General features: G+C 66.4%; 21 protein-coding genes. 12 read left to right on the forward strand and 9 right to left on the reverse strand.

The window, feature by feature from the left end; genetic code table 11:
• Positions 1 to 92 precede the first annotated feature (92 nt).
• From ald to QGG75_16200, 4 genes are all read right to left on the reverse strand, one after another.
• Positions 93 to 1,211 (reverse strand): alanine dehydrogenase, encoded by a 1,119-nt coding sequence (ald, locus tag QGG75_16185; protein ID MDP6068773.1) that lies wholly within the window; start codon positions 1,209 to 1,211, stop codon positions 93 to 95.
• Positions 1,212 to 1,479: 268 nt separating this feature from the next.
• Entirely contained in the window at positions 1,480 to 2,169 is a 690-nt protein-coding gene (gene rquA / locus QGG75_16190) for a rhodoquinone biosynthesis methyltransferase RquA (GenBank protein MDP6068774.1), read from the reverse strand.
• 103 nt (positions 2,170 to 2,272) lie between these two features.
• Complete coding sequence (locus tag QGG75_16195; protein ID MDP6068775.1) at positions 2,273 to 2,518, reverse strand: HigA family addiction module antitoxin; 246 nt, start codon at positions 2,516 to 2,518, stop codon at positions 2,273 to 2,275.
• 211 nt (positions 2,519 to 2,729) lie between these two features.
• On the reverse strand, positions 2,730 to 3,188 hold the full coding sequence (locus QGG75_16200) for a secondary thiamine-phosphate synthase enzyme YjbQ (protein MDP6068776.1): 459 nt from the start codon (positions 3,186 to 3,188) through the stop codon (positions 2,730 to 2,732).
• A gap of 54 nt (positions 3,189 to 3,242) precedes the next feature.
• Between QGG75_16200 and QGG75_16205 the strand changes: the two genes are divergently transcribed.
• Genes QGG75_16205 through QGG75_16225 form a run of 5 tightly spaced genes read left to right on the forward strand, consistent with a single transcriptional unit; the run spans position 3,243 to position 6,191 of the window.
• Complete coding sequence (locus tag QGG75_16205; GenBank protein MDP6068777.1) at positions 3,243 to 4,145, forward strand: haloalkane dehalogenase; 903 nt, start codon at positions 3,243 to 3,245, stop codon at positions 4,143 to 4,145.
• Between the two features lie 7 nt (positions 4,146 to 4,152).
• Entirely contained in the window at positions 4,153 to 4,572 is a 420-nt protein-coding gene (locus QGG75_16210) for a PaaI family thioesterase (GenBank protein ID MDP6068778.1), read from the forward strand.
• A gap of 22 nt (positions 4,573 to 4,594) precedes the next feature.
• A complete protein-coding gene (locus QGG75_16215; GenBank protein MDP6068779.1) occupies positions 4,595 to 4,921 on the forward strand; it encodes a hypothetical protein in 327 nt (108 codons plus the stop codon).
• Positions 4,918 to 5,244 (forward strand): hypothetical protein, encoded by a 327-nt coding sequence (locus QGG75_16220; protein MDP6068780.1) that lies wholly within the window; start codon positions 4,918 to 4,920, stop codon positions 5,242 to 5,244. The genes QGG75_16215 and QGG75_16220 overlap by 4 nt, the downstream gene beginning before the upstream one ends.
• A complete protein-coding gene (locus QGG75_16225) occupies positions 5,211 to 6,191 on the forward strand; it encodes a Coenzyme F420 hydrogenase/dehydrogenase, beta subunit C-terminal domain (protein ID MDP6068781.1) in 981 nt (326 codons plus the stop codon). Before QGG75_16220 ends, QGG75_16225 begins: the two co-directional genes overlap by 34 nt.
• Positions 6,192 to 6,212: 21 nt before the next feature.
• Here the strand turns inward: QGG75_16225 and QGG75_16230 are convergent, their stop codons facing one another.
• Together QGG75_16230 and QGG75_16235 are read right to left on the reverse strand one after the other, a co-directional pair.
• Positions 6,213 to 6,827 (reverse strand): carbonic anhydrase, encoded by a 615-nt coding sequence (locus QGG75_16230; protein MDP6068782.1) that lies wholly within the window; start codon positions 6,825 to 6,827, stop codon positions 6,213 to 6,215.
• Positions 6,828 to 6,868: 41 nt separating this feature from the next.
• Positions 6,869 to 7,750 (reverse strand): crotonase/enoyl-CoA hydratase family protein, encoded by an 882-nt coding sequence (locus tag QGG75_16235; GenBank protein ID MDP6068783.1) that lies wholly within the window; start codon positions 7,748 to 7,750, stop codon positions 6,869 to 6,871.
• Between the two features lie 112 nt (positions 7,751 to 7,862).
• Between QGG75_16235 and QGG75_16240 the strand changes: the two genes are divergently transcribed.
• Complete coding sequence (locus tag QGG75_16240) at positions 7,863 to 8,714, forward strand: MaoC/PaaZ C-terminal domain-containing protein (protein MDP6068784.1); 852 nt, start codon at positions 7,863 to 7,865, stop codon at positions 8,712 to 8,714.
• 25 nt (positions 8,715 to 8,739) lie between these two features.
• Positions 8,740 to 10,422 carry a long-chain fatty acid--CoA ligase gene (locus QGG75_16245; protein ID MDP6068785.1) on the forward strand — a complete coding sequence of 561 codons (1,683 nt, stop codon included), beginning with the start codon at positions 8,740 to 8,742 and terminating at the stop codon, positions 10,420 to 10,422.
• 5 nt (positions 10,423 to 10,427) lie between these two features.
• Here the strand turns inward: QGG75_16245 and QGG75_16250 are convergent, their stop codons facing one another.
• Genes QGG75_16250 through QGG75_16260 form a run of 3 tightly spaced genes read right to left on the reverse strand, consistent with a single transcriptional unit; the run spans position 10,428 to position 11,849 of the window.
• Positions 10,428 to 11,051, reverse strand: coding sequence for a cobalamin-independent methionine synthase II family protein (locus tag QGG75_16250; protein MDP6068786.1), 624 nt, complete (start codon positions 11,049 to 11,051; stop codon positions 10,428 to 10,430).
• Between the two features lie 33 nt (positions 11,052 to 11,084).
• Entirely contained in the window at positions 11,085 to 11,516 is a 432-nt protein-coding gene (locus tag QGG75_16255; protein MDP6068787.1) for a hypothetical protein, read from the reverse strand.
• Between the two features lie 36 nt (positions 11,517 to 11,552).
• The gene (locus QGG75_16260; GenBank protein ID MDP6068788.1) at positions 11,553 to 11,849 is read right to left on the reverse strand and encodes an SCP2 sterol-binding domain-containing protein; all 297 of its coding nucleotides are present in this window, start codon (positions 11,847 to 11,849) and stop codon (positions 11,553 to 11,555) included.
• A gap of 239 nt (positions 11,850 to 12,088) precedes the next feature.
• On the opposite strand from QGG75_16260, the gene QGG75_16265 reads away from it, so the two are divergent.
• Genes QGG75_16265 through QGG75_16285 form a run of 5 tightly spaced genes read left to right on the forward strand, consistent with a single transcriptional unit; the run spans position 12,089 to position 18,563 of the window.
• On the forward strand, positions 12,089 to 12,958 hold the full coding sequence (locus tag QGG75_16265; GenBank protein ID MDP6068789.1) for an SDR family oxidoreductase: 870 nt from the start codon (positions 12,089 to 12,091) through the stop codon (positions 12,956 to 12,958).
• Positions 12,958 to 14,577 (forward strand): carboxyl transferase domain-containing protein, encoded by a 1,620-nt coding sequence (locus QGG75_16270; GenBank protein MDP6068790.1) that lies wholly within the window; start codon positions 12,958 to 12,960, stop codon positions 14,575 to 14,577. Before QGG75_16265 ends, QGG75_16270 begins: the two co-directional genes overlap by 1 nt.
• A gap of 43 nt (positions 14,578 to 14,620) precedes the next feature.
• Positions 14,621 to 15,784: an acyl-CoA dehydrogenase family protein gene (locus QGG75_16275; protein ID MDP6068791.1), complete on the forward strand. Its 1,164-nt coding sequence runs from the start codon at positions 14,621 to 14,623 to the stop codon at positions 15,782 to 15,784.
• The gene (locus QGG75_16280) at positions 15,784 to 16,590 is read left to right on the forward strand and encodes an enoyl-CoA hydratase-related protein (GenBank protein MDP6068792.1); all 807 of its coding nucleotides are present in this window, start codon (positions 15,784 to 15,786) and stop codon (positions 16,588 to 16,590) included. Before QGG75_16275 ends, QGG75_16280 begins: the two co-directional genes overlap by 1 nt.
• Entirely contained in the window at positions 16,587 to 18,563 is a 1,977-nt protein-coding gene (locus QGG75_16285; GenBank protein MDP6068793.1) for a biotin carboxylase N-terminal domain-containing protein, read from the forward strand. The genes QGG75_16280 and QGG75_16285 overlap by 4 nt, the downstream gene beginning before the upstream one ends.
• Positions 18,564 to 18,565: the final 2 nt, after the last annotated feature.

The following is an 18,565-nucleotide window of genomic DNA, read 5'->3' on the forward strand; positions in this document are numbered from 1 at the left end:
GCTTGCCCGATGTCCCACATCGCGCGGCGCCGCGCTCCTACCCTGTCGACGCCACAGCGCCGCGCAGGCCATGACCCGGTGAGAAATGCGGGCTAGGCCCCGAGCGCTGCCAACGCCGGCAGGTAGTCCTGGTCCGTGGCCGTCGCCACGGCCTCGTAGGTCACCTTGCCTTTGTGCACGTTGAGGCCATCGCAAAGATGGGGATCGGCCAGAGAGGCCGCCTTGTAGCCCTGGTCGGCCAGCGCCAGAGTGAACGGCAAGGTGGCGTTGTTGAGGGCGAAAGTCGAGGTCCGGGCCACGGCGCCGGGCATGTTGGCGACGCAGTAATGCGCCACGCCTTCCTCGACGTAGGTGGGCTCGTTGTGGGTGGTGGGCCGGCTGGTCTCGAAGCAGCCGCCCTGGTCGATGGCCACGTCGACCACCACCGAGCCCCGTTTCATGCGGCTGAGCATTTCGCGGCTCACCAGCTTGGGCGCCTCGGCACCCGGCAGCAGCACGGCACCGACAACAAGGTCGGCATCGAGCACGTATTCCTCGACCGCGTCACGGGTCGAGAAGATGGTGTTGAGGATGGGGCCGAACTGGAGATCGAGGGCATAGAGGCGTTCGATGGACTTGTCGATCACCGTCACCTTGGCCTCCAGCCCCATGGCCATGCGCGCCGAATTGGTGCCTACGACGCCGCCGCCCAGGATCACCACATTGGCCGCGGCGACGCCGGGCACGCCGCCCAGCAACAACCCGCGGCCGCCCTGTTCGAGTTCCAGGCAGTGCGCTCCCGCCTGGATGGCCATGCGTCCGGCCACCTCGCTCATGGGCGCCAGCAGCGGCAGGCCGCCATGCGGGTCGGTGACGGTTTCGTAGGCGATGGCGACGCAGCCGCTTTCGACCAACCCCCTGGTCTGTTCGGGGTCGGGCGCCAAGTGGAGATAAGTGAAGAGCACCTGGTCGGGGCGCAGCATGGCGATCTCGACCGCTTGTGGCTCCTTCACCTTGACCACCATTTCGGCCCGGGCGAAGACCTCTTCGGCGCTCGCGACGATCTCGGCCCCGGCGGCGCCATAGGCCTCGTCCTCGAGGCCGATGGCATGGCCGGCCTGCGTCTCGACCAGCGCCTGGTGGCCGTGTTCAACCAACTCGCGCACCGAGCTCGGCGTCAGCCCCACCCGGTATTCCTGAACCTTGATTTCCTTGGGAACCCCGACCAGCACCTCGCACCTCCGAATCCTCTAGCCGCGCCCGCCTTGGCGGCAGCGATGGTATCACGCGGCAAACCCCGGCCGGCAAAAGATTCAGATCTTAGGCCTTGAAATGCCCGCCCCAACGGCCTATATGGGTCCCTAAGGCGCTACCGAGCGACAGCGTAGGTCCAAGAGCAGCTCTCGCCGGGTCTGATGTGTCTGCAGCACGTCAGGACGCGCCCCATAGGAAGCCCCGCAATGGAATATCCGGCGGGGCTTTCGTTTTTCTGGAAATCGCTCAATCCTGCCGGGTCGCCACGGTCTTCTGGTAGAGGCCGCCGAAGTAGGTCTCGGTGCGCCAGCTAAATTCGCCAGCGGCGTCCAGCTCGGCAAGCCGCTGGTCCCAGAGGCTGGCGGCGAAGGGCTCGAGCGTGCGGTGCACCAGGGCCATCAGCGGGCCCAGCGGATGCCACCAGCGCGGCCGGTGGTAGTCGACGAAAACCACACGGCCGCCCGGCCGCACGGCGCCCAGCAGCGCCGCCACGATGGCCCGGCGCTTGGCCTGGGGCACCTCGTGCAGCAGGAAAAAGCAGGAAACCACGTCGTAGGCCTGCGCCGGCACGTCCTCGGCGTCGCCGAGCTCGATTTGCACGTTGGCCCGGCCGGCCAGCTTGCGGCGCAGGTTGTCCACCTGCCCCGGCAGCACGTCGATGACGTCGAGCCGCCCCTCGGCACCGATGGCGCCCAGCAGATGGCGGGAGAAGGCGCCATAGACGCAGGCCGGCTGCAACACGATCTCACCCGGCGCGACCTCGGCCGCGGCCAAGCGCATGAGCCTTCTGCCCTGGCCCCAGAGGATGGCCTCGACGACCCAGGCATGATCGAGAAAAAAGGGTGAAAACCGGCCGCCATAGGCCCAGCGATAGGTCCGGCTTTCGGCCAGGTAGGCCGGCACCGGCGGCCGTTCGGACAAACTCGTTTGACTCATTTTCGCTGCCTTCACTCCCTTGCGTGGCCGCCCCCGGACAGCCATCGACGCTGGCCCAGGTTGCGCCAAAAGGCAATGCGCTACGGTGTCGCAGGAAAGACCGTCAGGCCGCGCGGGCGAGATCATAGGCGGCTCGCAGCCGGTACCAGGTTTCGACACCGCCACCGAAGGCCTTGTCGAGACGGATCGCCATCTCGGCCGAAATGCCTGAACGGCAGTTGACGATGTCGGAAAGCTGTTTGCGGCTAATGCCCAGTCTGCGGGCAACCTCCGTCACGCTCAGCCCCAACGGCTCCAGGCAGTCGTGGCGGACACTGAGGCCGGGGTGCGGTGGATTTTTTGTCGCCATGGTTCGGTTCTTGAATATTGATTATCGATCACGACCACGTCTCCGGCAGAAACATCGAATCGCTCAAACCAATTCTTCCCGGGCCTTTTCGATCAATGCCGCGATCTTCGCCGCGCCGGCCTGCGTTTCGTTGGCAGGCGGGGCAGCGGGAATCCGGCCTCCAGGGGCAAGTGTCGTAAGCGACCTAATCATGATTTTCCTCGCCTCGTTGTCAGCCGGCGGCCAGATGCAGCACGACGTGGCGCGTATGCGGCCGTGTGCGATGTTCGAAAAGATAAATCCCCTGCCAGGTACCCAGCGCCAGGCGGCCGGCCATCACCGGCACGGCAAGATGGGTCTGGGTCAAGGCCGCCCGGATGTGGGCCGGCATGTCGTCGGGCCCCTCGGAGCGGTGCTGGTAGGCGCGCGCCTCCGGCGCCAGTTCGGCGAAGAATTCCTGCAAATCGCGCAGCACCGCCGGGTCGGCGTTCTCCTGGATGGTCAGCGAGGAGGAGGTGTGCTGGATGAAGGCCGTCAGCAGGCCCTCGGCGACGTTTTGCCCGGCCAGCCAGGCCGCCACTTCGTGGCTGATCTCGTAAAGACCCTGGCCTTGGGTCTCGAAGCTGAGACGGGTGCTGGGCAAGCGGTTCTCCTGGCGCTCGCGGACCAAATCCGCACCCCAGCCTTTCATCTTGGGCGGCGCTGGGCAATAGTGACGGTCGTTTTGGCCAGCCGGTGAACGATCATGAACGAAGTTCGCGAGGGCGTCCTGCGCACCCCCGAGGAGCGCTTCGAAAACCTGCCGGGTTTCGCCTGGGCGCCCAACTACCTCGACGACTTGCCGGGCTACGAGGGCCTGCGGGCGCACTACGTCGACAGCGGCCCGGCCGATGGGGAAGTCTTTCTCTGCCTGCACGGCGAGCCCACCTGGGCCTATCTTTATCGCCGCATGATCCCGGTCTTCACGGCCGCCGGGGCGCGTGCCGTGGCGCCCGACTTCTTCGGCTTCGGCCGTTCCGACAAGCCCGTCGACGATGCCGTCTACAGCTTCGATTTCCACCGCGATTATCTTTTGCGCCTGATCGAGCGGCTGGATCTTCGCCGCATCACCATCGTCTGCCAGGACTGGGGCGGCCTGTTGGGCCTGACGCTGCCCCTGGAGATGCCCGAGCGCTGCGAGCGCCTGATCGTCATGAACACCACCCTGGGCACGGGCGAGGGGCTGAACGAAGGTTTTCTGGCCTGGCGCGCCTACATGGCGAAAAACCCCGACCTGGCCATCGACAAGCTGATGCAGCGCGGCTGTCCCCATCTTAGCGCCGCCGAGGCGGCGGCCTACGCCGCGCCCTGGCCCGACCAGGCCTACAAGGCCGGGGTCAGGCGCTTTCCCCAGATGGTGCCCGAAAACCTGGAGGACGAAGGGGCCGAGCTTTCGCGCCGCGCCCGCGACTGGTGGCGAAGCGAATGGTCCGGCCAGGCCTTCATGGCCGTCGGCATGCAGGACCCGGTGCTGGGGCCGCCGGTGATGGCGGCGTTGCGGAAGTGCATCAAAAACTGCCCCGAGCCCTACGAGGTGGCCGAGGCCGGCCACTTCGTCCAGGAATGGGGCGACCAGGTGGCGTCCGCGGCGCTGGCGGCGTTCGCTTAGGATCGCCATGGCGGAATCGCCGGACATTCCCCCGGGCTTCGAGCCCCGGCCCGGCGGCGGCGAATTCACCCGCATGATCGGGCCCATCTACCAGTGCATCGACGAACGCGGGTTCTGCTACGCCTTCCGGGCCGAGGAACGCCACACCAACAACGGCGGCGTGGTCCATGGTGGCATGCTGGTCTCGGTCATGGACGTCATGCTGGCCTACATGATCGGACACGAGCTCGGCCCCAAGCCGCGCGCCACCACCAGCCTGGCGGTCGACTTTCTCACTTCCGCCCGGCCCGGCGACTGGCTCGAGGCTCGCGGCCACATCACGCGACGCACCGCCTCGATGGTCTTCGTGCGCGGCCTGATGACGGCCGGCGAACGCCCGGTGCTGGGCGCCAGCGGCATCTGGGCGCTCTTTAAGCCGCGTGACTGAGAGCGAGAGAGGACACAGCGCCATGGCGGATCCCGTACGCGACGACAACCTGCGCCTGGTGCTGGCCGAGCAGGAGAAATCCTTCATCGCCGACCGGCTGGGCTATCACCGGCGCTCGCTGCTCGGCCTGCTGGCGGCGGCCGCGGCCATTGCCGCTGTGCTGCTGGCGCTCTACGTCATGCCGCAATCGAAGATCTTCATGGTGATTGCGATACTGGCCTTCGGGGCCGGGCTTTTCTTCATCGTCGCGCTGGTGCTGACGGTCGGGGATTACCTGCGCTACCGCCTGATGAAGACCGAGCACGAGCGGTTTTTGGCGAGCTACGGCCGTTCCGAGAACGCCCCGTGAGGGAAAGCAAGCGCTTCCAACGCATATTGGATGAGGGCAAGTGCATAGGCTGCGGCCTTTGCGCCTCGATGCTGCCCGACAAGCTGGACATGGAACTTGCACCATCTGGCTATCTGCGGCCGGGCCCGCGGTCGGCGCTTTCGGCCCGCGAGACGGCGGCGATTTTCGCCGTCTGTCCGGGGGTCGTGCAGACCGGGCTGCCGGCTGAACTGATGCTCGGCGAGACGGCCGTCGATGAGATCTGGGGGCCTCATGTCCGTATCGACAGGGCCTTTGCCGCCGATCCGGAGTGCGCCACCGGGCGGCCACGGGCGGCGTGCTGACGGCGCTATGCCATTATTTGATCGCCAGTGGCGAGGCCAGCGCCATCCTGCACGTCAAGGCGGGCGGCGCGCGACCCTCTTTTGGCCAGGCCCATATCAGCACCAGCCCAGAAGAAGTTCTGGCCGGAGCCGGGTCGCGATACGGACCCGCCGATCCGCTTTCGGCGCTGGGTGCGCTGCTGGATCGGGGCCAGCCCGTTGCCGTCGTCGCCAAGCCCTGCGATATATCCGCAGCTCGCCTGCTGGGACGCAGCGACGCGCGGGTCAGCGAATTGATCAAGTACATGCTGACACCGGTCTGTGGCGGCTTCATGCCGCCCTTCGGCATGGAGGCTTTTCTCGAACGCCTTGGCGTCGCCCCTGACGAGGTGGCCGCGGTCAGCTATCGCGGCAACGGCTGTCCCGGCCCCACGCGCGTGGAGCTGAAGAACGGCGACATCATCGAGAAAACCTACCTCGAATTTTGGGGCCCGGACTCCGCCATGTGGCACCTGCCGTTGCGCTGCAAGATCTGCCCCGACGGCGGCGGCGAGGCGGCGGATATCGCGGCGGCCGACACCTGGCCGGGCGGCGCCCCAAGGCCGGAAATGCTGGACGCCGACCCGGGCACGAACGTCGTTCTGGCCCGCACCAAGGCGGGCGCCGAATTGATCGAGAACGCCGCCCGGGCCGGATATCTCAGCCTCGACGGGACGGCAACGCCGCGCGACCTCGACCATTGGCAACCCCATCAGGTGGCCCGGAGAATAGCCGCCGAGGCACGAAACGAGGGTATGCGCGAGGCTGGTCAGCTTGAATTGCGAACCATCGGCCTCAGGACCGAAACCTTGGCGCGGCGCCTGGACGCCGACAGCCAGCGCCGGCAAATCGAGGGCACGAAGGCGCGCCTTGCCATCGGCAAGCATCTCGACAGTTTCGGCCGATCCCAAAGCGATCCCGAAGGCTGAGCTCAGCGGAACCCGCCCGTTTCAGCCGGTCAGGCGCTTCCAGCCGCCGCCGGCCTCGTGGCTCAGAAGTTCGCCGGCCATCAGGTCGAACCACCAGCCCAAGAGCGTCAATTTTCCCGCCGCCACCCGGCTTTCGATCCAGGGGAAGGTGCAGAGGTTGGCGAGCGAGATTTTCACCGCCTGGCGCTCGACATGGCGCAGTTGGGCCTCGCCCTCCAGGCTATCGTCCTGGGCCTCCCGGACGATGGACACCCAGGCCTCGACGAATTCCCGTTCCCCGCCACCCTGTGGCCCCTGACAGAGGTGGCGGATGCCGCCGCAATGGGAATGGCCGAGCACGATGATGTGCTTGACCTCGAGGTCGCGCACGGCAAATTCGATGGCGGCGCTGGTGCTGTGGTGGCGCCCGTCGGGCTCGTAGGGCGGCACCAGGTTGGCCACGTTGCGCACGATAAAGAGCTCGCCCGGCTGGGCCTTGGCGATGATCGAGGGGTTCACCCGGCTGTCGGCGCAGGCGATGATCATGACCTCGGGGCTCTGCCCCCTCTCGACCAGCGAGCGGTAGAAATCGGGCTGCTGCTCGTAATAGCTCTCGCGGAAAGACTTGAAGCCGGCGATCAGGCGGTCGATGGTCATGGCGAGGCCAAAACGGTGGAATTCGCCCCCGGCGCCCGCCCCTATTCGGCCGCCGCCTTGCCCTTTGCCCCGCCCTTTGCTCCGCCCTGGGGATCGAGGTCGACGCCTTCCAGCAGGTCACCGTATTGGGCTGCCCGCTTGCCCCGCCGCGCCGCCAGGGATTCCATCAGTTCGCTGCCCTCGATCATGGCGGCGTTCCAGACGGCGATGTAGTTGAGGCCCTCGGCCACCGAATGGTCGCGGGCATAGTTGAGCATTTCCTTGATGCCGCGCTGGGCCAGCGGCGAGTGGGCGGCGATGCTGCGGGCGATTTCCATGACACCGGCCAGCAGGCTTTCCTGATCGGCATAGACCTGGTTGACCAGGCCGACCTCGCAGGCCTCGCTGGCCGCCATGTCGCGGCCGGTGAAGGCCAACTCGCGCATGACCCCGGCCGGGATCAGGTGGGGCAGGCGCTGCAAGGTGCCGAGGTCGGCCGTCATGCCGATCTCGGTCTCCTTGATGACGAAGTAGGCGTCCTCGGTGCAGTAGCGCATGTCGGAGGCGGCGATGATGTCGACGCCGCCGCCGATGCAGCCGCCCTGGACGGCGGCCAGTACCGGCACGCGGCAGCGCTCCAGCGCGCTGACGGTGTCCTGCAACTCGAGGATTATGCGCATCATGGCCTCGCGCCGGCGGCCCTCGTCGACCTCGCCCGAGACGTCCAGCAGCGAGCCCAGCGCCTTGAGATCGATGCCGGCGCAGAAGTGGGGCCCCGTCGAGGAAAGCACCGCGACGCGCGCCTCCGGGGTGTCGCGGATCTCGTTGAACACCTCGCCCAGCTCGCGCCACGAGGTGGCGTTCATGGCGTTGCGCAAGCGCGGCCGGTTGAAGACCACGTGGGCCACGTGGTCGTTGAGCTCATAGGTCAGGGTCTCAAACATGGCGCTCTCCTGTCTGCTGCGGGAGTCTTACCACATCGCGCATCGGCGGTGACAACCGCGACCAGCGGAGTCATGATCGCCTGGCGCCTCATTGCATAACCGGAGAAAAGCCGTGGCCATCGATTACGATCAGATTACCGCCTACCAGGTGCCCGAATTCGAATCCACCTACGACCAGCGCGACAGCATGCTCTATGCCCTGGGCCTGGGGCTGGGCGCCGATCCCCTGGACGCCCAGCAGCTCAGGTTCGTCTACGAGGACGACCTCCAGGCGCTGCCCACCATGGCCGTCTGCCTGGCCTGGCTGCCCAACTGGCTGCCCAGTGTGGGGGTCAACTACCTTAAAGTACTTCACGGCGAACAGCGGCTCGAGCTGCACCGGCCGTTGCCTACGGCGGCCACCGTGGTGGCCCGCCATCGCGTCGTCGACGTCTTCGACAAGGGCGCCGACAAGGGCGCCCTGGTGATCTCGGAACAGCAGATCTTCGAAAAGCAGTCCATGGATCGGCTGTGCACCATCACCTCGACCACCTTTGCCCGGGGTGACGGCGGCTTCGGCGGCAAGTCGGGCCCGGCGCCGACCCCCCATCCCATGCCCGAGGGCCCGCCCGAGGCGGTCTGCGACCTCACCACGCTACCCCAGGCGGCGCTGATCTACCGGCTTTCGGGCGATCGCAATCCCTTGCACGCCGATCCCCTGGTGGCCGACCGTGCCGGGTTCGAGAAGCCCATCCTGCATGGCCTGTGCACCTACGGCGTGGCCGGCCATGCGGTCTTGAAGACCATGTGCGATTACGACCCGGCCGGCATCACCGGCCTGGATGTGCGCTTCTCGGCGCCGGTCTATCCCGGCGAGACCATCCGCACCGAGATGTGGCGCGACGGCAAGGTGGTTTCCTTCCGCTCGACGGTGCTGGAGCGCGACCTGATGGTGCTCAACAACGGCAAGGCGACGCTGGCCTGAGGAAGCAACGGGGAGGAACAAGTCGATGGCGTACCCCTGGGAGGCAAGCTATCCCGACGGCGTGAGCTGGAACATCGACCTCGAGATCAAGCCTGTCGACCAGTTGTTGCAACAAGGCGTCGATGCCTTCCCCGAGAACGTCTGCTGCGAATTCATGGGCCGCGAGTTCCGCTACCGCGACATCGAGGGCCTGGTCGACCGTGCCGCCAAGGGCTTGCAGGAATTGGGCGTGGGCAAGGGCAGCCACGTCGGCATCCTGCTGCCCAACACGCCGCACTACATAGTGCTCTTTTTCGCCGTCCTGCGCTGCGGCGCCACGGTGGTGAACTACAGCCCGCTTTACGCCGAGCGCGAGATCGCCCAGCAGATCGAGGACAGCGGCACCGAGATCATGGTGAGCCTTGATCTCGCGCTCTTGTACCCCAAGGTCGCCGCCCGGCTCGCCGACACCGGCCTCAAGAAAATCATCGTCTGCAACATGCCGGAAGTGCTGCCGTTCCCCAAAAGCCTCTTGTTCAAGCTCTTGCGCAAGAAGGACGTGGCCCAGGTGCCGGCCGACGAGAGCCATATCCGCTTCGCTGAACTCACCGCCAACGACGGATCCTACCGGCCGGTCGAGGTCGACGCCCACGCCGACACGGCGGTAATCGCCTACACCGGCGGCACCACCGGCAGGCCCAAGGGCGCCATGCTGAGCCACGCCAACCTCTGTTCGGTGGTCGGCCTGGGCGAGCCCTGGATGATGGGATCGATGATCGACGGCGAGGAGCGCATCTTCGCGGTGCTGCCTTTCTTCCACATCTTCGGTCTCACCAACATCATGATCTCGACGGTCTCGGCGGGCTCGACCATGCTGGTGCACCCGCGCTTCGACGCGGACGCCGTGATGAAGGACTTCCAGACGAAGCGCCCCACCATGTTCGCCGGCGTGCCCACCATGTACACGGCCCTGGTCAGCCACCCGGCCGCCACGGCCACGGATTTTTCCTCGCTCAAGTACTGCGGCTCGGGCGGCGCGCCGCTGCCCGTCGAGATCATGGCCAAATTCGAAGACCTCGCCGGCTGCCCCATCATCGAGGGCTACGGCCTGACCGAGACGGCACCGACGGTCAGCGCCAATCCCTTCCGGGGCACCCGCAAGCCGGGCTCGGTGGGCCTGCCGCTGCCCCAGACGGTGGTCGAGATCGTCGACCTGGAGGACCGCGACAAGGTGCTGGGCGCCAACGAACGCGGCGAGATCTGCGTCCGCGGGCCGCAGGTCATGATGGGCTACTGGCAGCGTGATGACGCCACTGCAGAAGCCATGGCCGGCGATCGCTTCCACACCGGCGACGTGGGATACCTGGACGACGAGGGCTATCTCTACCTGGTCGACCGCGAGAAGGACATGATCCTCTCGGGCGGCTTCAACGTCTATCCCCGCAACATCGAGGAAGCCATCTACGAACATCCCGGCGTCGAAGAGGTGACGGTGATCGGCATCCCCGACAACTACCGCGGCGAGGCCGCCAAGGCCTTCGTCAAGCTGAAAGACCCAGCGGGCTCGCTGACCCTCGAGGAATTGCGCGAGTTCCTGACCGACAAACTGGGCAAGCACGAGCTGCTGGCCGAGCTGGAGATCCGGGCGGAGCTGCCAAAAACGCCGGTCGGCAAGCTCTCGAAAAAGGAATTGGTGGCCGAAGAGACGGCGAAGCGGGGGGAGGGGTAGGGCGCTCAGCCCCAAACCCGCCGCGCCACCTCGCCGACCAGTTTCAGCTTGGCGGCCTGCTGATCGATGGTCAGTGCATTTCCCAGCACCGAGGTCCCGAAGCCGCACTGCGGGCTAATGGCCAGGCGGTCCTTGGGCATAAAGGCCGAGGCCTCTGCGATGCGGGCGACCAGCGTTTCCGGGTCTTCGAGCTCCGGCGTCTTGGTCGTCACCAGGCCCAGCACGACCGTCTTGTCGTCGGGGACATGGGCCAACGGCGCGAAATCTCCGGAGCGCTCGTCGTCGTATTCCAGCAACAGCCGCTCCGCCGCGATGCCCTGGAAGATGGGCCGGGCGATGGGCTCAAAGCTGCCTGCGACCAGCCAGCGGCTGCCCTGGTTGCCGCGGCAGAGGTGGAAGCCGAAGGTGACGCCCGGCGCGCCCGCGATGACCGCGTTGTCGAGATCGATGCCCTGGGCCAGCCAGGATTCGAGCGTCCAGCCGAGGCCTTCGTAGTAGGCGGCGGTCTTGGGGTCGAGCAAGAGCGGATAATGGGGCGCGTCGAGCTGGATGTAGGTGGCGCCGAGCCGCGCCAGCTCGGCCACCTCGTCACGCAGGATATCGGCGACGTCGGCGAGAAACGAATCCAACGTCGGGTAGGCGCCGGTCGAAAGCTCGGGCGATCAGAAGTTGGCATAGAGGCTGGGGCTGGGCAGCGTGACCTTGGCGATGCCCGCACAGCGGGATCTCAAATAAACGAACTCCTCGACCGAGAGGTGGCGTTTGCGTTCGAGCTTGTCGACGACGCCGAGATTCCGGGGCCGCTCGAGACTGTGGTCGCCGACCGCCTCGCTCTGCCAGTCGCCCCAGAGGAAGGCATCGACATCCCACTCGCCGAAGCCGCTGACCGCCTCGGCCAATTGCGACTGGAACGACAAACGCCGCATCTCGCCGTCCGTGACGACGTCGAGACCGGCCGATTCTTGGCTCGCCACGGCCCCATCGACGGCCCGGTCCTCGGCCGCCTTGAAGGGCCGCCGCGTCGAGGCGCCCGGCCTCGAAGTCGGCTCGCGCCGCCAGCAAATCGGGCGGCCTGAGCAGGCTGCCGACGACATCGGCCCGCGCGATCATGGCTGCGCCGCCTGGGCGCCCTAGAACACCTTTTGCAGCTTCAGCGCAATCGTCATGTCGCCGTCGACCTTGAGCTTGCCCATCATGAAGGCCGTGGTGGGGTCGATCTCGCCCTTCGACATGCTGATGAAATCGTCCATCGACATGCGGATGGTGCAGTCGGCCTCGACGTCTTCGTTGCTCACCGAATTGGGCACCGACTTGCCATCCAGATAGACCAACCCGGCATCGCCGAAATCGAACTTGACGGTGGCTCCCAGGCCGGCGTCGTCGCCCACCCGCTGACGCATTCCGGTGGTGATCTCTTCCAGGCTCATGGCAAAAAAATCCTTCAAATTTCGTGGAACGAGGGCGAGCGCAGCGAGCTTCAGCCGCCTACCCCCCGGGCTCGGACGAGCCACTTGACGTTAACGTAAACGTCAATCTAGGATGAAGTCAATCGGCGGCGCCGCCCGGGGCCTGATTCGACCTCCGCGCGGCGCCGTTCCATAATGGCGAAAAGGCCTGTTGGGCGGCCCCAGGGAGAGCCGCTCGTCCCCCAGGAGTGGGCACAAAAATGACCTACCAGTCGGTTTTTCGCTCTGATCTGTTTGCCGGCCATACCGTCATCGTCACCGGCTCCGGGAGTGGCATTGGGCGCTGCATCGCCCACGAGATCGCCAACCTGGGAGCGCACTTGGTGCTGATCGGGCGCACCCGCTCCCGCCTCGAGGAAACCGCCGCCGAGCTGGCCGAGGACGGCGGCCAAAGCAGCATCTATCCCCAGGACATCCGCGACGAAGACGGCGTTACCGAGACGGTGGCCAAGATCGTCGCCGAGCGCGGCCGCATCCATGCCCTGGTCAACAACGCCGGCGGCCAGTTCTCCGCCCCGCTCACTGAAATCAGCCAAAAGGGCTTCGATACCGTGGTGCGCAACAACCTGACCGGCGGTTTCCTGATGTCGCGCGAGGTCTACAAGCAGAGCATGGAGGCCCATGGCGGCAACATCGTCAACGTCACCGCCGACAGCCGCAACGGCATGCCGGGCATGGGTCATTCCGGGGCGGCCCGGGCCGGCATGGAGAACTTCACCATGACGGCGGCCATCGAGTGGGCCCATTCAGGCGTGCGCGTCAACGCCGTGGCGCCGGGCTGGATCATCTCGTCGGGCTTCGACAAGTACGACGAGGAAACCGCCAAGATGTTCACCGTCATGCACGACTGGGTGCCGCTGAAGCGTCTGGGCACGGAATCCGAAGTCAGCGCCGTGGTCTGTTTCCTGCTGTCCCAGGGCGCCGCCTTCATCACCGGCGAGACCATCCGCATCGACGGCGGCCGGCCGCTCTCCTCGGTGCTGTGGCCGGTGCCCGAACACCAGCGCTCGCAGCCCTACGAGGGCTTTCACCGCTCGGTGATGCCGGAAATCTTGAAGGAAAAAGACTGATGCCCGTGCTGCCCACCGGCGTCGACCAGGGCTCCGCGAGCTTCCGGCAGAACCGCGCCGACATGCTGGCCATGATCGAGCATTTCCGCGGCCTCGAACAAAAGGTGCGCGACCATTCGGAACGCGGGCGTCAGCGCTTTCACGGCCGCGGCCAGTTGCTCGGCCGCGAACGCCTGGCGCTCTTGTTGGACCGCGGTGCGCCGTTTCTGGAATTCTCTACGCTGGCCGGCAACGGCATGCACGACGACGACGGCGACGCCGGCATCCAGGGCGGCGGCATCATCACCGGTATCGGCTGGGTTTCGGGCACGCGCGTGGTGATCACCTGCAACGACCCTTCCATCAAGGGCGGCTCGATCGCGCCCATGGGCCTGAAAAAACACCTGCGGGCCCAGCAGGTGGCCATGGAGAACAAGCTGCCGCTGGTCAACCTGGTGGAAAGCGCCGGCGCCAATCTTCTGTACCAGGCGGAAATCTTCGTCGACGGCGGCCGCACCTTCTGCAACCTGGCGCGGCTCTCGGCCGCCGGCATCCCCATCGTCACCGTCGTCCACGGCTCGTCGACGGCGGGCGGTGCCTACATGCCGGGCATGTCGGACTACGTCGTCACGGTACGCGGCCGGGCCAAGATTTTCCTGGGCGGGCCGCCGCTGGTGAAGGCCGCCATCGGCGAGGATTCGGATGACGAATCTCTGGGTGGCGCCGAGATGCACTCGACCATCACCGGCACCTCCGAGCACCTGGCCGAGGACGACGCCGACGCCATCCGCATCGCCCGCGACATCGTCGCCAAGCTCGGCTGGAACGAATTGCAGCCGCCCGAGGCGGCCCGCGACTTCCAGGAGCCGCTCCACGATATAGACGAGATCTGCGGCATCGTGCCGGTCGACTATCGCAAGCCCTACGAGGTGCGCGAGGTCATCGCGCGGCTGGTGGATGGCTCCGACTTCCTCGATTTCAAGCCGCTTTTCGGCGCCAACACGGTCTGCGGCCACGCCGCCATCGAGGGCTACGGTTGCGGCATCATCGGCAACAACGGCCCCATCTTTCCCGACGATGCCGTCAAGGCGGCCCACTTCATCCAGCTTTGCAGCCAATCCAACACGCCGCTCATCTTCCTGCAGAACACCACCGGCTACATGGTCGGCCGCCACGCCGAGGAAGACGGCATGGTCAAGCACGGCTCGAAGATGATCCAGGCCGTCTCCAACGCCCATGTGCCCAAATTGACGCTGATGATCGGCGCCTCCTTCGGGGCCGGCAACTACGGCATGTGCGGCCGCGGCTACGAGCCCCGCTTCATCTTCGGCTGGCCCAACAACCGCATCGCCGTGATGGGCGGCGAACAGGCCGGCGGCGTCATGCGCACCATCACCCGTGAAAAATTCGCCCGCCAGGGAATCAAGGCCGACGAGGCGGCGCTCGAGCAGATGTTCCAAGCCATCGTCGACCGCACCGAAATCGAATCGCAGGCCACCTACGCCAGCGCCCGGATCTGGGACGACGGCCTGATCGATCCCCGCGATTCACGCCGCGTGCTGGCGATCGCGCTTTCCATCTGCCGCGAAACGGCGATGCGCCAGCTTTACCCCAACGGATTCGCGGTCGCCCGCGGTTAGAGGCCAGATCCCACAGAAATCCCGCAGCCCGAAAGGCCAAACCATGCAATTCACCCAGGAACACGACGAGATCCGGCGCACGGTGCGCCGCCTCATCGACAACGAGGTCAATCCCCACGTCGAGGAGTGGGAGGACGCCGAATTGTTCCCGGCCCACGAGGTCTTCAAGAAGTTCGGCGACGCCGGGTTGCTGGGCATCCACAAGCCGGTCGAGTACGGCGGCATGGGGCTCGATTATTCCTACAACATGGCCATGGCCGAGGAGCTGGGCCACGTTTCCTGTGGCGCCATTCCCATGGCCATCGGCGTGCAGACCGACATGTGCAGCCCGGCGCTGGCGCGCTTTGGCTCGAAGGAGCTGTGTGAGGAATTCCTGGCCCCCAACATCGCCGGCGACGCGGTCGGCTGCATCGGCGTCACCGAGCCCAGCGCCGGCTCCGACGTGGCCAACATCAGGACCAAGGCCGAGAAGGACGGCGACGACTACGTCATCAACGGCGGCAAGATCTTCATCACCAACGGCTGCCAGGCCGACTGGGTTTGCCTGCTGGCCAACACCAGTGCCGAGGGCGGGCCGCACAAGAACAAATCGCTGATCATGGTGCCCATGAAGACCCCTGGCGTCACCGTGGCGCGCAAGCTGCGCAAGATGGGCATGCAAGCCTCCGACACCGCCGAGATCCATTTCGACGACGTCCGCGTGCCCCAGCGCAACCGGGTAGGCGACGAGAACGCGGGCTTCATCTATCAGATGCTGCAATTCCAGGAGGAGCGCATGTGGGCCTCCATCTCCGTCCTCAAGTCGATGGAGGAGGTGATCGAGGAGACCGCCGATTACACCCGCAACCGCCAGGTCTTCGGCGGACCGCTGTTGGACAACCAGGCCGTCCATTTCCGTCTGGCCGAGCTCACTTGCGAGGTCGAGGCGCTGCGCTCGCTGATCTACCGCGCCATCGAAAGCTACATCGGCGGCAAGGACGCCACGCGCCTCGCATCCATGGCCAAGCTCAAGGGCGGGAAATTGGTGCGCGAGGTGGCCGACTGGTGCGTCCAGTTCCACGGCGGCACCGGCTACATGTGGGAGACACGGGTCAATCGCTTCTACCGCGACGCCCGCCTGATGGGCATCGGCGGCGGCGCCGACGAGGTCATGATGGCCATCATCGCCAAGTTCGAAGGCACGCTGCCGGGCAAGGGGAACCGCTGATCATGGCGCTCCCGGACTGCCAGACCATCGCGCTGGAGCGCGAGGGCCGCATCCTCAGGCTGACCCTCAACCGGCCCGAAGTGCGCAACGCCATGAACCGCCAGATGGTGGCCGAACTGGATGCCGTGATCACGGCGCTGGCCGACGAGAGGGACTTGTCCGTGGTCGTGCTGCGCGGTGCCGGCGGGCATTTCTGTGCCGGCGGCGATCTGCGCGACATGTCGAGCCAGAACGACGAGGACGACCCCGACGCCAGTTTGCGCAGCTTCAACCGCAAATTCGGCGCCATGCTGATGGCCATCGAGGCACTGCCTCAGATCATCGTCGCCGTGGTCGAGGGCACGGTACGCGGCGGCGGCATGGGCATCGTCGCGGTTTCCGACGTGGCGCTGACCACGACCGATGTCACCTTCGCCATGCCCGAGGTGACCCTGGGCCTGCCGCCGGCCCAGATCGCGCCCTTCGTGACCCGCCGCATCGGCCTCACCCAGGCCCGCCGCCTGACGCTCACCGGCGAACGCGTCGACGCCGAGAGCGCCCGCAAAATGGGCTTCGTGCACGAGGTGGAACCCGACACCACGGCGCTGGAAGCGCGCCTGGAAAAACTGCTGGCGCAGATCCGCCGCACGGCACCAGGCGCCGTCGGCGGCACCAAGCCGCTGGTGCTGGGCACCGGGGTGGTGCCGATGCCGGAGCTTTTGGACCGGGCGGCCGGCGTCTTTGCCGATTGCGTGCAAAGCGCCGAGGGCCGCGAGGGCCTGGCCGCCTTTGCCGAAAAAAGGAAACCGGCGTGGGCCGAGGAATGACCAGGCGCGCCAAAACGGCGCCCTTTTCGACCTTGCTGGTTGCCAACCGCGGCGAAATCGCCGTGCGCGTGATGCGGACGGCGGGCCGCATGGGGCTCGGCACCGTCGCCGTCTACAGTGAAGCCGATCGCGGCGCGGCCCACGTCCTGGCCGCCGACCGGGCGGTGGAGATCGGGCCGGCGGCGGCAAGTGACTCGTATCTTTCCATCGAACGCATCATCGCGGCGGCAAAGAAGTCCGGCGCCGGTGCGGTGCATCCGGGCTATGGCTTTTTAGCCGAGAACGCCGATTTCGCCGCCGCCTGCGCCGAGGCGGGCCTGGTTTTCGTCGGGCCGTCGGCGAAATCCATCCGCCTGATGGGCAACAAGCGCCTGGCCAAGGAACGCCTGGGACCGCTGGGCGTGGCCGGCGTGCCGGGCTACAACGGCAAGGACCAGAGCGACAAGGCCCTCAAGGCGGCCGCCCGCAAGATCGGTTTTCCTTTACTCGTCAAGGCGGCGGCGGGCGGCGGCGGGCGCGGCATGCGCCTGGTGGAAAACGGCCGGGCGCTGGGCGCCGCTCTCAAGTCGGCCCGTTCGGAAGCAAAATCGGCCTTCGGCAGTGCGGAGTTGATCCTGGAGCGCGCGCTGACCAACTGCCGCCACGTCGAGGTCCAGATCATCGCCGACAGCTTTGGCACGGTGCTGCATCTGGGCGAGCGCGACTGTTCGGTGCAGCGGCGCCACCAGAAGGTCATCGAGGAGACGCCCTCGCCGGCCGTCAATGCCAAACTGCGCCAGGCCATGTGCGAGGCCGCCATCAAGGCTGCGGCAGCCATCGGCTACGTCGGTGCCGGTACCGTCGAATTCCTGCTGGATGGCAAGGACTTCTTTTTCCTCGAAATGAACACCCGCCTTCAGGTCGAGCATCCGGTAACCGAGATGGTCACCGGCATCGACTTGGTGGACTGGCAATTGCGCGTGGCAGCCGGCGAACGCCTGCCGCTGGACCAGGAGCGGATCGATCACACCGGCCACGCCATCGAGGCCCGGCTCTACGCCGAAGATCCTGGTGCCGGCTTCCTGCCCCAGACCGGCCGCGTGCTGCGCTGGCGCCCGGCCACTGGTGGCGACATCAGGGTCGACCACGGCATTCGCGAAGGCCAGGAAATCAGCGCTTTCTACGACCCCATGATCGGCAAGCTGATGGCCTTTGGCGAAAACCGCGACCAGGCCCGGCGGCGGCTCGTCCAGGCGCTGGGCGAGACCACGCTGTTTGGTCCCACCACCAACAAGGCCTTTCTCGGGCGCATTCTCGAGCATCCCGAATTCGCCCGCGGCAAGGCGACGACGGCATTTCTCGAGCGCCATCTCGATGCCGTCCTGGCCGACCAGGGCAGTGACGTTGCCCTGGCCCTGGCGGCGGTGCTGTTTCTGCAGCGCCAGGCCAGCGGGGATTTCTGGCGCTCTTCCGGCATCGCCTCGTGGCCCCTGAAGATCGAAGCGGGCGGCCAGGAGATCAGCCTTGACGCCGCCGCTCTGGGCAACGGACGTTTCCAGGTGCGCCACGTCGATTGGAACCACGAAATTCTGCTGCTGGAAGACGACGGCGAGCGCCTGCGCTTCGAATTTGACGGCGTCGTCCATGGCGCCGACAGCCTCTTCGATCCCGGCGGCCGAAGCCCTGTGCTGCACCTCGACATCGAAGGCGGCGGCGGCGGCCGCTATGTCGAGACCACCTACCTGCCAGCGGCCAGCCGCGTCGTCGAGGGCGAAGGCCGCATCACGGCACCCATGAGCGGCCGTATCGTCGCGGTCGGAGTGCGCAAGGGCCGCCGGGTGAAAAAGGGCGACTGCCTGGTCGTGCTCGAGGCCATGAAGATCGAACACGAAATCGCCAGCGACGTCGACGGCCGCGTGACCAACGTCGCCGTCAGCGCCGAAGACCAGGTGACGCCGCAACAACTGCTGGTCGAGGTCGAAGCCGCCGGATAGTC

It is taken from the genome of Alphaproteobacteria bacterium (genome assembly GCA_030740435.1).
In the GTDB taxonomy this organism is placed as follows: domain Bacteria; phylum Pseudomonadota; class Alphaproteobacteria; order UBA2966; family UBA2966.

What these genes read in the sequence shown, in the direction of transcription:
- rquA (MDP6068774.1), bottom strand. Translation starts at nt 2,169, where the DNA reads ATGAGTCAAACGAGTTTGTCCGAACGGCCGCCGGTGCCGGCCTACCTG.
- QGG75_16195 (MDP6068775.1), bottom strand. Translation starts at nt 2,518, where the DNA reads ATGGCGACAAAAAATCCACCGCACCCCGGCCTCAGTGTCCGCCACGAC.
- QGG75_16200 (MDP6068776.1), bottom strand. Translation starts at nt 3,188, where the DNA reads ATGAAAGGCTGGGGTGCGGATTTGGTCCGCGAGCGCCAGGAGAACCGC.
- QGG75_16205 (MDP6068777.1), top strand. Translation starts at nt 3,243, where the DNA reads ATGAACGAAGTTCGCGAGGGCGTCCTGCGCACCCCCGAGGAGCGCTTC.
- QGG75_16210 (MDP6068778.1), top strand. Translation starts at nt 4,153, where the DNA reads ATGGCGGAATCGCCGGACATTCCCCCGGGCTTCGAGCCCCGGCCCGGC.
- QGG75_16215 (MDP6068779.1), top strand. Translation starts at nt 4,595, where the DNA reads ATGGCGGATCCCGTACGCGACGACAACCTGCGCCTGGTGCTGGCCGAG.
- QGG75_16230 (MDP6068782.1), bottom strand. Translation starts at nt 6,827, where the DNA reads ATGACCATCGACCGCCTGATCGCCGGCTTCAAGTCTTTCCGCGAGAGC.
- QGG75_16235 (MDP6068783.1), bottom strand. Translation starts at nt 7,750, where the DNA reads ATGTTTGAGACCCTGACCTATGAGCTCAACGACCACGTGGCCCACGTG.
- QGG75_16245 (MDP6068785.1), top strand. Translation starts at nt 8,740, where the DNA reads ATGGCGTACCCCTGGGAGGCAAGCTATCCCGACGGCGTGAGCTGGAAC.
- QGG75_16255 (MDP6068787.1), bottom strand. Translation starts at nt 11,516, where the DNA reads ATGTCGTCGGCAGCCTGCTCAGGCCGCCCGATTTGCTGGCGGCGCGAG.
- QGG75_16260 (MDP6068788.1), bottom strand. Translation starts at nt 11,849, where the DNA reads ATGAGCCTGGAAGAGATCACCACCGGAATGCGTCAGCGGGTGGGCGAC.
- QGG75_16265 (MDP6068789.1), top strand. Translation starts at nt 12,089, where the DNA reads ATGACCTACCAGTCGGTTTTTCGCTCTGATCTGTTTGCCGGCCATACC.
- QGG75_16270 (MDP6068790.1), top strand. Translation starts at nt 12,958, where the DNA reads ATGCCCGTGCTGCCCACCGGCGTCGACCAGGGCTCCGCGAGCTTCCGG.
- QGG75_16275 (MDP6068791.1), top strand. Translation starts at nt 14,621, where the DNA reads ATGCAATTCACCCAGGAACACGACGAGATCCGGCGCACGGTGCGCCGC.
- QGG75_16285 (MDP6068793.1), top strand. Translation starts at nt 16,587, where the DNA reads ATGACCAGGCGCGCCAAAACGGCGCCCTTTTCGACCTTGCTGGTTGCC.